At 71.0% G+C, this 11462-nt stretch carries 7 protein-coding genes and 1 tRNA gene; all 8 read left to right on the plus strand.

Going from position 1 to position 11462, the window contains the following annotated elements; all coding sequences use genetic code 11:
* Nucleotides 1-201 precede the first annotated feature (201 nt).
* The 8 genes from AB0A61_RS12840 to AB0A61_RS12875 all read left to right on the plus strand — a co-directional run bounded on the left by AB0A61_RS12840 (nucleotide 202) and on the right by AB0A61_RS12875 (nucleotide 11229).
* Nucleotides 202-285 (plus strand) — tRNA-Leu (locus tag AB0A61_RS12840).
* A 261-nt stretch (nucleotides 286-546) separates the two neighbouring features.
* Nucleotides 547-1110, plus strand: coding sequence for a BLIP family protein (locus AB0A61_RS12845; protein ID WP_361290503.1), 564 nt, complete (start codon nucleotides 547-549; stop codon nucleotides 1108-1110).
* 197 nt (nucleotides 1111-1307) lie between these two features.
* Nucleotides 1308-5318, plus strand: coding sequence for an SGNH/GDSL hydrolase family protein (locus AB0A61_RS12850; protein WP_361290506.1), 4011 nt, complete (start codon nucleotides 1308-1310; stop codon nucleotides 5316-5318).
* 116 nt (nucleotides 5319-5434) lie between these two features.
* A complete protein-coding gene (locus tag AB0A61_RS12855; protein ID WP_361290509.1) occupies nucleotides 5435-5824 on the plus strand; it encodes a hypothetical protein in 390 nt (129 codons plus the stop codon).
* A gap of 189 nt (nucleotides 5825-6013) precedes the next feature.
* Nucleotides 6014-7315, plus strand: a complete 1302-nt coding sequence (locus AB0A61_RS12860; protein ID WP_361290511.1) for an ATP-grasp domain-containing protein — start codon at nucleotides 6014-6016, stop codon at nucleotides 7313-7315.
* On the plus strand, nucleotides 7312-8469 hold the full coding sequence (locus AB0A61_RS12865; RefSeq protein WP_361290514.1) for a GNAT family N-acetyltransferase: 1158 nt from the start codon (nucleotides 7312-7314) through the stop codon (nucleotides 8467-8469). Before AB0A61_RS12860 ends, AB0A61_RS12865 begins: the two co-directional genes overlap by 4 nt.
* Nucleotides 8466-10172, plus strand: coding sequence for an ABC transporter substrate-binding protein (locus AB0A61_RS12870; protein ID WP_361290517.1), 1707 nt, complete (start codon nucleotides 8466-8468; stop codon nucleotides 10170-10172). The genes AB0A61_RS12865 and AB0A61_RS12870 overlap by 4 nt, the downstream gene beginning before the upstream one ends.
* 10 nt (nucleotides 10173-10182) lie before the next feature.
* A complete protein-coding gene (locus AB0A61_RS12875) occupies nucleotides 10183-11229 on the plus strand; it encodes a GNAT family N-acetyltransferase (RefSeq protein WP_361290520.1) in 1047 nt (348 codons plus the stop codon).
* Nucleotides 11230-11462 lie beyond the last annotated feature (233 nt).

Below are 11462 nucleotides of genomic sequence, written 5' to 3' on the forward strand. Positions count from 1 at the left end.
CTCGTTCAGACGGTGAAATTCCGTCATTCCGCATGCGTCCCTGCCCGCCGCGCGCAAGGCTATTGGCAAGTGCCGACGGCCTGTCCCGAGTGCTGATGCACCCTCAGAAGTCAATAAAATAAGACAACATCGGTCCGCACGTCCGCTGTTCGGGGGATGCATCCCGATAGGCTCGGGACCTCGAAGCGGAGCCCATGGCCTGCCCGGATGGTGGAATGCAGACACGGCGAGCTTAAACCTCGCTGCCCCTTCGCGGGCGTGCCGGTTCAAGTCCGGCTCCGGGCACTTTCGACAAACGGCGCCTTGCCTGCCAGAACGGCTGGAAGGTGCCGTTCTTCTTTTTGGGTTCCGACGTGCGGCAGGGCCGCGGGGAGCCGGGCGCGGCCGCGGGAGCCGAGGGGCCGCATGGGGCATCTGACCCTTCATGTGGTGGAGATAAGCAGAAGAGGCCGCGGTGCCACGATGGCTCCCGCCACTCGGATGGTCGAGCCATCCGGTCTGTCGGGAGGATCTGAAGTGAAGTTACGGGGAAGCGCGAAATCAGCCGTGTCCACCGGGGTCAAGGCGCTGGCGCTGGCGTCGGCCGCGGCCGGCCTGGTCGTCTCGGCGGCCGGAACGTCCGCCGCGTACTCGGGCATGACGGCGGAGAAGTTCCAGCAGGTCCAGTTCGGGATGACCCGTCAGCAGGTGCTGAACATCGTCCCGTCGGGGGCGTGCCAGACCGGCGGGGAGTGGGGGACCTCCCTGCAGTGCTGGGGGAACCAGAACGGGGACTTCAACCCCTACGCGACCTTCGACTTCAGCGCTGACGGCAAGGTCAACGGCAAGGCACAGGAATTCCTGGTGAAGCCGGTGGCGCCCTCGCTGACGCTCGCCAAGTACAACAAGGTCGTCAAGCGCATGACCGTGAACCAGGTTCTGAACGTCGTCGGCGCGGACTCGTGCGTCGTGTTCTGGGAGCGGTACCCCTCCTACCCGTCGACCTCCGTGTCGGACATCGAGTACCGGTGTTTCGCGCCCGGTTACTCCGAGATCACCGGCCGAGGGATCGCCCAGTTCCACTTCCAGGACGGAGTGATCGACGACAAGGTCCAGTCGGGCCTGAGCTGACCGCGGGCATCGCCCGCACCCTCTGACGGCGGGGAGACCGCACCGGTCTCCCCCCTCCTGAACCCCGCCTCCGGGAGGCCTGCCTTCTCTGCCGTGAGCGCCGGCCCCCGGGGCGGTGCACGCCCTGACCCGGGCGTGAACCCCAGTAGAGAGACAGGACGTTGAGACGCAGCATACCCAGATATGCGCGTATTCCGGTGACCACGGCCGTCGCGTTCGCGGTGGCGTGTGGTGTCGGTACGGCGCAAGCGTACGCGGACGCGATACCGCCGGGAGCGGCCAACGGATGGGCGGCACCGGCCGCCAAGCCGTCGCCCTCGCCCTCGGGCAAGACGGCGAAGCCCGGCGGCAACCCGGCCTCGATCCCGGTGAACAAGCGCGCCGAGGTGCTGGGCAGGAACTACCGGACCTCCACGGACCGGGCGTTCACCACCTCCGGTGACGGCACGGGCTTCCATGTGATGGTCGCCGACGAGAAGAACGGCTACCAGTGGAAGACCGCGGCCTCACTGTTCGAGCCGGGTTTCGACACGGACACCTGGATCGGCAACGCCTGTGTGACCGCGTCCGGCAAGTACGCCGCGGTCGCGTACGCGCCGCGCACCTTCACCAACAAGCCCGAGCTGATGAGCCGTGGCGCGTTCACGGCCCTGGTGAACCTGGACAACGGCCAGGTGCGCAAGCTGCCCTTCCAGGCCACGCTCGGCTACTTCTCCCCGGGCTGCGGCACCGGTGACAACGCGGTGTTCTCCCAGTACACCGACGAGGCCACGTCGAAGAAGAACCAGACGCGGCTGGTCACCACCGACGCCCGCACCGGCAGGTCCGTCCACGCGACCGTCGCCGGTGAGGTCACCTCGGCGGTCCCCGTGGGCACCGGCATCGTCGCCGCGCGCGGCAAGCAGATCGTGCGCGTCGACGGCTCGACGGTGAAGGTCGTCGCCCCCACCCATGCCGTGCCCTTCCAGCTCCAGCCGGACGCCGACGGCGGTGTGACCTTCATCGACCGCCTCCCGGTCGACAAGAAGAAGCAGGCCCAGGGCGCCGACCAGGCCGCCGTCTCCCGAGTCACCTCCCAGGCGCTGCGGACGGCGAACGGCAAGGCGCGGGCGGCGGAACTCGCCCAGGGCGCGCTGACCCGCTTCGACCTCGCACGCACACCCCAGGGAGCGGTGTACGTCACGGGCCGGGCGAAGAACAACGGCACGCTGCCGGCCGCGGTCCGCAACCCCGGCGGGATCGACAAGGACGCCCGGATCTCCAGCCACGGCTCCGCCGCGCTGACCACCGCGTGGGCGGACGGCAAGGACTCGCGGATCTCGCAGAAGGACTCCTTCACGGCGCGCACCGCACGGATCACCCTCACCTCCCTCGCCACGCACCGGGCGACCGTGCTGGACGCCGAGCCGGGTGACCACCTCGGCAGCGCGGCCGCCCAGCGCACCGCGACCGCGATCAGCCCGGCGCTGGCCGGCCCCAGGGCCTCGGGCGGCGCGACGAAGATGGCGGCGCCCGTCGACTCGGACCGGTACTGCTCGGTTCCGCGCAACGACCCGGTCAAGCAAGCCTTCCAGCCGACCCCTCGGCAGATCGAGTGGGCCGTGGACCAGGCGATCGTCGGCGCGCTGAACAAGGGCGCGACCCGGCCGGCGAACTGGAAGAACATGGGGATGCCGGCCTACGCGCCGCAGTCCCTGTTCCCGCTCCAGGCGCTCAGCGGCGGCAGTGGCGCCGACTGGCACATCCCGGCCCAGGTGATGCTCGGCGTCACCGCCCAGGAGTCGAACATGTGGCAGGCGACCCGGTACGCCGTGCCGGGCGTCACCGCCAACCCGCTGATCGCCAACTTCTACGGCGTGAAGTACTCCTCCGACGGCACCCAGACCGACCCGTGGGCCATCAACTGGTCCAACGCGGACTGCGGTTACGGAGTCGCGCAGGTCACCGACGGCATGCGGCTGCCGGGCCACCTGAAGGACGGCGAGACCGCGAAGACCCCCACGCAGCAGGAGGCCGTCGCCCTCGACTACGCGGCCAACATCGCGGCGGGCGTGAACATCCTGGTCGAGAAGTGGAACCAGACCCGCGGTGACGGGATCGTCATCAACGACGGCAACCCGAAGTACATCGAGAACTGGTTCGCCGCCCTGTGGTCGTACAACACCGGCTACCACCTGAAGTCGGACGCGGGCAAGAACTCCGGCAAGTGGGGCCTGGGCTGGACCAACAACCCGGCCAACCCCCTGTGGAAGGAGAACCGCACCCCCTTCCTGGAGGACGCCGCCGGCGCAGACGACTACAGCCAGGCGGCGCACCCGCAGGACTGGCCGTACGAGGAGAAGGTCATCGGCTGGGCGGCGCGGCCCATCTCCGCGATGTTCTCACCCGGCAACTACGCGGCCGGCTACCGTCCCGCCTGGTGGACGACCACCGCGGACCGCACCGCGGCCAAGCCGCCGATCGGCCTCTTCTGCGACAGCAGCGACAACTGCGACCCGTCGAAGATCAGCACCGGCGCGACCAACAACACCGGCGGCGGCCCGTGCCTGCTGCCCGGTGACCCGAACACCTCGGACCCGCTGTACCTGAAGTGCTGGTACACCAAGCCGGCCACGTGGAAGAACTGCACGAGCTCAGCGCAGTGCGGCAACCCGATCCACCGGTTCGACGACACCTACCCCGAACAGGCGGACGCGAACTCCTACCCGCCGGAGTGCTCGGCCAACGTGCCCTCCGGAACGTACATCGTGGAGGACCTCGACAACGGGGTGGTCCCGGCCGGTTCCGACGGCCGTTCGTGCGGATCGGTCTCGTCGGCCGGATCGTTCAACCTCGCCTTCGGCTCCGCCTCGGCCAAGATCGACCTGCACCAGATCGGCGCGGGCTACGGCAACCACTTCTGGTTCTCGCACACCAACAAGAGCGGCACCTCCGACGCCGCCCGGCTGCAGACCACCGGTACGTGGACGCTGAACAAGTCCGACCGCGGCTGGATGCGGGTCTGGGTGCACCTGCCCGACCACGGCGCCCACACCCGTCAGGCCATGTACAAGGTGGGCGGCACCGACTCGTGGAGCCCCAACCGCGCGCTGCCGCAGCGCGTCCAGTCCAACCTGTGGGTGCCGATCGGCGTGTTCAACTTCACCGGTACGCCCACCGTGTCCCTGTCGAACGTGACGGAGGACGGCAAGGGCACGGAGGACGTCGCGTGGGACTCGGTCGGCTTCCAGCCGCTGTCCAAGAAGCCCACGCACCAGGTCGTGGCCATGGGCGACTCGTACTCCTCCGGGGAGGGCGCCTCGGCCAACGGCGGTGACGACTACTACCCGGAGTCCGACTTCTACGACGCGAGCCAGCCGGACACCGAGGACAAGTGCCACCGTTCGAAGTTCGCCTGGTCGCGCCAGGCCGTACTGCCCGGCCAGTCGCAGTCCATCGGGGCGATGGCGGACAACCGCGACTCGGACATGGACTACCACTTCATCGCCTGCTCCGGCGCCCGCCACTACAACATCCTGCGCGACGGCCAGAACGGTGAGCTGGGGCAGATCGCCCAGGGTTACCTCGACCAGAACACCACGCTGGTCACCCTGTCCATAGGCGGCAACGACATGCGGTTCGCCGACATCATCCAGGAGTGCATCACGGCCCTGACCGTGTGCAACGACAACTCCATCGACGCCGTGGACCCGGACACCGGGAAGAAGATCGACGGGCAGTCGACGGGGCCGCTCAACGAGTGGGCGCCGAAGTGGGCCCACGACACGGTCCGGCCCCGTCTGGTCACCACGCTCAACGCGATCCACACCAAGGCGCCGCACGCCAGGATCGTGCTCATGGGCTACCCCAAGCTCCTGGAGAACGACGGTCAGTGCATCATCGGCATCGGCACCGACGAGGCCCCCTGGCTGAACTCGATGGCCGACACGGTGGCCACCGAGATGAAGGGCGCGGTCGACGACGCCAACGCCCAGTACAACGCGAACGCGGTCTTCTCCGACCCGCGCGACGAGTTCGCCGGCAAGGCCATCTGCGGTGACCCGGAGGACGTGAACGGCATCGTCCTCAGCGGCCACTCCAAGGCGGACAACCGCGACTGGAAGTGGCTGCCGGGCAACGTGGCGCCGTCCATGAAGTCCTTCCACCCGAAGATCGCGGGCGCCGGTCTGTACGCGCTCGCCCTGCAGCACACTCTCGCGGGCAACTGACGCGGGCGACACATCCACAACCGGACAACCGCACGACTGACTGACTGACTGACCGGGGCGGGGGCCTGAGTACGCGTACTCAGGCCCCCGTTCCCGTGCCGTGGGAGGGTGAGCACATGACGAAGAGCAGGACCGTCCGCGGGGCGAAGGGAACGCTCGTCTCGGCGGTGTCGGCGGGCGTCTGCTACTGGATCTGGACCGGGCTGCGGCAGTGGGCGCAGGACGCGTCCGCCTCGGGCCAGGGGGCGATGGGCGCAGGATGGTTCGAGAGCCTGCTGGCGGGGTTCGCCGGCCTGCTGTCGATGCCGCTGCTGCTGTGGGCGGGAATGCGGCTGCTGGGCGAGCGGGGCAACCATCTGCTCGTCCTCGGTGGCGTGGTGGCGTGGTGGCTCATCGGCGGTCACGTGGTCGAGGATTCCGCCGGCGACACGGCCACCGCCCTGTTCCTGGCCCTGTTCGCGGTGTTCGGCGGTGTGCTGTCACTGGCCGGGGCTCGGGAGGAATGAGCGCCCGGGAGCGGTGCGCCAAGGGGTGATTCTCTTTTCCTTCTCTCGCTCCCCGCTCTGTTTCCGGTGTTCCTATGCGCCTCGCCCACCGCCTATGCACACGACCGCCCGAACCGTGGTCCCGCGCTGATCGACGGGTTGAACTGGTGGTTCCAGTCGACTGCACGGCGGACTCATGGAGGCGGTTCGATGACGACACCACTGGCCGACTATGCGAAGTTCGCGGGAAAGCGAGTCGCGATCGTCGAGCACATGCAGAACCACCCCTTCGTCCTGGGCCTGCACCAGGCGCGCGACCACGGACTGGAGGTGTGGCTGCTCACCGGTGACCGGTCCTGGTACACCCATGGTCACGCCTGGGAGTCCCACCCCCTCGCCGCGGCCGTCGACCGGGTGATCGACGTCGACACCACCGACCTGGACGCGGTGCTGTCGGCGGTGACCGACGCCGACGGCCGGCCCCTGGTGGACGGACTGACATCGTTCTCCGACTACCACACGGTGCTCGCGGCGCGGGCCGCCCAGAGGCTGGGGCTGCCGGGGCCCGACCCGGAAGCCGTGGAGACCGCGAATGTCAAGGACCGGCTGCGGGTGGCACTCGGCGACGTACCGTTCAACATTCCGCACATGCTGGTCAGCAGCCGCGAGCAGCTCGACCGGGCGGCGCGCGAGCTAGGCTTCCCGATGATCGCCAAACCGCCCGCGGAGGCCATCAGTTACGGCGTCCGGCGGGTCGACGACATGGACCAGCTGGTCGAGGCGTGGCAGGAGCTGTCCGGCATCCGGCACAGCCTGCGCGGCCAGCCGCGGTCCGGGGACGTGCTGCTGGAGACGTACGTCGAAGGTGTCGAGGTCAGCGTCGAGACGATGACCGTGGACGGGTACACCCACGTCTTCGGCGTCACCTCCAAGGACCTGTTCGGGGACCCGGCGTACATCGAGTGCGGGCACACCTTCCCGGTGCCGCTCTCCGACGACGAGCGGGAGGCGCTGTACTCCGTGGTCCGCAAGACCCTGGAGGCGATCGGCTACCGGCACGGCCCGTGCCACACCGAGGTGCGGCGCACCGAGTCCGGGTGGCGCATCATCGAGGCCAATCCGCGCACCCCGTCGAGCTGCATGACCATGCTCGTCACCGACGTCACCGGGCGCAGCCCGATCCTGGACGCCTGGCTGCTGGCGATCGGGGAGGTCCCGCCGATCGAACCCGTCGTCCACAACGGCGGCGCCGCCGTGCGGATGATCTACCCCACCCGGCGGGGCACCCTCAAGCGCGTCGACGGCATCGAGGCCGCCTCCGCGGTTCCCGGCGTCCAGGTGCTGCTGCACGTGGAGCAGGGCGACCGGCTGCTGGAGCGCATGGACAACTCCTCCTGCGTCGGGTTCACCTACTGCAACGGCCCGGACCGTCTGGAGGCCCAGGCGCTCGCCGACAAGGCGGCCGCGTACCTCGACTTCGTCGTCGAGGAGGACCAGGACGAGCGGTCATGAGCGGCGACCCCGTCGTGCGGGAGGCACCGGCCGGGGCCGACGTGGTGCGGGTGGCGGACGCCGCCGCGCTGCCGGGAGCGGGCTGGGCGGACCTGGCCGGCCCCGAGGACTTCTTCCAGACGCCCCGCTGGCTGGCGGTGCAGGAGCGCAACTCCGGCACCACGATGGACTTCCTGGTCCGCCGCCGCGAGGGCCGTCCGGTCGCGGCCCTGGTGACCGCCTGGGCGGACGACTCCGTACCGTGGCTGCTCGCCCGGCCCGACGCGATGCTCACCCGGGCACTGGAGGACGAGACGCCCGAGGCCGAGGCCCGGCTCGCCGACGTCGCCCAGGGCGATCCGGCGTCCCTGCTGCCGTCGCTGGTGTGCGGCGGACGCCACCTGGGCCGCACCCGTCCACTGGCCGCACCCGACGCCCGGCCCGGCGACGTGGAGGCACTGGTGGCCGAGGCCGAGCGGCTCGCCGCCGGGCGCGGCGCGGCCTCGGTGTGCTTCCCGCACGTCGACACGCGCGACGCCGACCTCGTGGAACTCCTCCGCGGCCGCGGCTACCGCTCGCACCTGTCGGCGCACTACGCCTGGCTGCCCATCCCGCCCGGCGGGTGGGACCAGTTCCTCGCCGAGATGAGCAAGCACCGGCGCCGGCGGGTACGCCTGGAGCGCCGCGCGCTGACCGAGGCGAAGGTGGACGTCCGCATCGAGCCGCTCACCCAGGACCTGGTGCCCCGGCTCGGCGAGCTCGACTGCAACCTGCTGCGCAAGTACGGCAACCCGGCCAGCCCGGAGCACTCGGCGGGGCTGCTGAGCTGGATCGCCGAGGTCATGGGCGACGACGTCATGGTCTCCGTGGCACGCAAGGACGGCAGCGTCATCGGCTTCGGCATGGTGCTGCGCTCCCGGGCCCGCGGACGCGAGGAGTGGTTCGGCCACCGCGCCGGATTCGACTACGACGCCCAGGGCAAACTGCCCCTCTACTACGACGTCCTGTACTACCGCGTGCTGGAGGCCGCCGCCGAGCAGGGCGTGTCCGTCCTGCACGCCGGCATCGGCAGCGTGGAGGCCAAACTCGCCCGCGGCTGCCTGGCCAGCGAGGAGCACTCGTTCCTGCTGCGGCTGCCCGGCGCACCCACCGAACGGGAGAGGACCACACGATGACGGCACCGGCACGACGACTGACCCCGGCGGCCGCGGGCGCCGGCTGGGACGCCGCCGTGGGCGCGCTGGTCAACCCCTCCGACCGGCGCGGCGGGACCCTGCGCCTGGTCACGTCGGCGGACGTGGACTCCCTCGACCCGGCCCGCACCTACTACGTGTGGGTGTGGCTGCTGCAGCGGATGCTCAACCGCACCCTCATGGCCTACCCCACCGACCCGGGCCCCGCCGGGCTCGTCCCGGTCCCGGATCTGGCCGAGGGGCCCGGGCAGGTCGGTGACGGCGGCCGGACCTGGACGTACCGGCTGCGTCCCGGACTGCGCTACGACGACGGCACCCCGATCACCTCGGCCGACGTGGCGCACGCGGTGCGGCGGGTGTTCGCGCAGGACGTGCTGCCCGGCGGCCCCACCTACCTGATACCGCTGCTGGACGACCCCGCGCGGCCGTACCCCGGCCCGTACCGGAGCGCCGAACCGCTGCGGTCGGTGCGCACTCCCGACGAGCACACCATCGTCTTCCACCTGAACCGGCCGTTCTCCGACTTCGACCACCTGATGGCCCAGCCGTGCGCGGCGCCGGTGCCGCGGCGCGCCGACACCGGCGCCGACTACGGCAACGCCCCGCTCTCCAGCGGCCCGTACCGCGTCGCCGAACACCGGCCCGGCAGCTTCCTGCACCTGGAGCGCAACCCGCACTGGGACCCGGCCACCGACCCGGTCCGGCCCGCGCTGCCCGACCGGGTGGAGCTGACGATCGGCGTGGACGTCGACGACCTCGACGCCCGGCTGATCGACGGGGAGTTCGACATCAACCTGGAGGGCCGGGGCCTGCAGCACGCCGCCCAGCACCGGGTGGCCGCGGACGGTGTGCTGCGCTCCCACACGGACAACCCCCGCACGAGCTTCCTGCACTTCGTCTCCATCCAGCCGCACATCCCGCCGTTCGGGGACGTGCACGCGCGCCGGGCCGTGCACTACGCCGCCGACAAGATCCTCCTCCAGCAGGCCCGCGGCGGCCCCGTCACCGGCGGCGACCTGACGACCGCGCTGTTCCCGCCGCGACTGCCGGCGCACCAGGACCTGGACCCGTACCCCACCGGCCCGGACCTGCGCGGCGACCTGGACGCGGCGCGGGCCGAACTCGCGGCCGCGGGACTCCCGGACGGCTTCGAGGCGGTGATCGGCACCCAGCGCGGAAAGTTCCGGCTGGTCGCCGACGCGCTCGTGGAGTCGGTCGCCCGGGTCGGCATCCGGCTGACCGTCAAGGAACTCGACGTGGCGACGTACTTCAGCCTAGGGGCCGGCCATCCGGAGACGATCCGCAGGCACGGGCTCGGCCTGATCGTCACCGACTGGGGCGCCGACTTCCCCACCGAGTACGGCTTCCTCGCCCCGCTCGTCGACGGCCGCCAGATCAAGCGCAACGGCGGCAACTGGAACATCTCCGAGCTCGACGACCCGGTCGTCAACGACCTGATCGACCAGAGCCTGCACACCACCGACCCCGGCGAGCGTGCCCACCAGTGGCGGGCCGTGGAACGCCGGGTGATGGAGCACGCTGTCATGCTCCCCCTGGTGCACGACAAGACTCTGCACTACCGCAACCCCTGGGTCACCAACGTCTATGTCCACCCGGCCTTCGGCCTGTACGACGTCCAGGCGATGGGCCTCGTCCGGGACGCGCCGGACGGCACCGACTCGTAAGGGACTTCGCATGACCGACACCCCGCGTGCCGCCGGGCACGACACCCTGCGCGACCTGGAGTTCGTCCCGCTGACCGCGGACGACGACGAGACGGTCGGCCAGTGGCTGGAGATGCTGGCCGAGCCGTCCGGCGACGGCTCCCGGTCGGCTCCTCCGTGCAACGTCGACATGGTCGGCTCACTGCGCTTCGCCCCGCCCGCCACGGTCCTGGACGACTGGGTGGTGCGCAGCGGGGGCACGGTGGCCGGCTCCCTGCGCCTGGCCCTGCCCGAGGGCGGACCGGCCGCCCGGGTGGACCAGCTGCTCGTCCATCCCCGGCTGCGCCGCCGCGGCATCGGGCGCGCACTGTTCGGCCACGCGCTCGAACTGGCCCGCAAGCACGGACGGTCGACGCTCACCACGACGGTCGTCGAGAGCCTGCCGGACGGCCCGGCACTGGACGCCGGTCCGGCCGCGTTCGCCGCCGCGACGGGCGCGGTGCGCGCCGGCGGCTCGGCGGGCGTGCACCAGTGGCTCGACCTGAACCGGCACGACCCGCTGGCCGACGGCGTCCCCGCGACGCCGGCCGGCTACTCCCTGGTCACCTGGGGCACCATCACCCCGGACGAGTACGCGCTCCAGGTGTCCGCGCTGGAGCTGTCGCTGGGCGACGCGCCCGCGGACGCCCACGAGCAGGAGGTGCGCACCAGCTACGCCCGCCAGTTCGAGACCATGCGCGTGGGCCGGGGCCGACGCGCCTACCACACGGGCGTCGTGCACGAGGAGAGCGGCCGCCTGGCCGGCTACACCAGCGTGTCGAAGACCACCGGCAACCCCGAGTACGCGCTGCAGGGCATGACCGTGGTGGACCGTGCGCACCGCGGGCACCGCCTGGGGCTGCTGCTGAAGCTGGCCAACCTGGACCACGTGCTGCGGCACGAGCCGTCCGTACGGCTGCTGGAGACGGCGAACGACGAAGCCAACCACCCGATGATCGCGGTCAACGCGGCGATGGGCTTCGAGCCCTACGACCGCTGGGTGACCTGGACCGCCGAGGTCGGCCCGACGGCGGTCTGAACGGGGTTCGCCCGCGGGCCGGACGCGGTGGAGCGCGTCCGGCCCACGGGCGATGCGGCTTCCGGCCGGGCGCGGTCGTCCACGTCCTGGCCGGCTCCGGGCGCGGGCGGTGCCCGCGTCCGGCCCCGCTGCCGGCTCCGGTCGGCCGTGGCCCGCACCCGTGCGCGGGCCACGGCCGGCCGGAGCCTTGTGCGTTGCGGGCCACTGGCCGGGCAGAGCCCTGCGTGTTGCCT

Origin of the sequence: Streptomyces sp. NPDC046197 (assembly GCF_040646295.1) — a bacterium.
Taxonomy (GTDB): domain Bacteria; phylum Actinomycetota; class Actinomycetes; order Streptomycetales; family Streptomycetaceae; genus Streptomyces.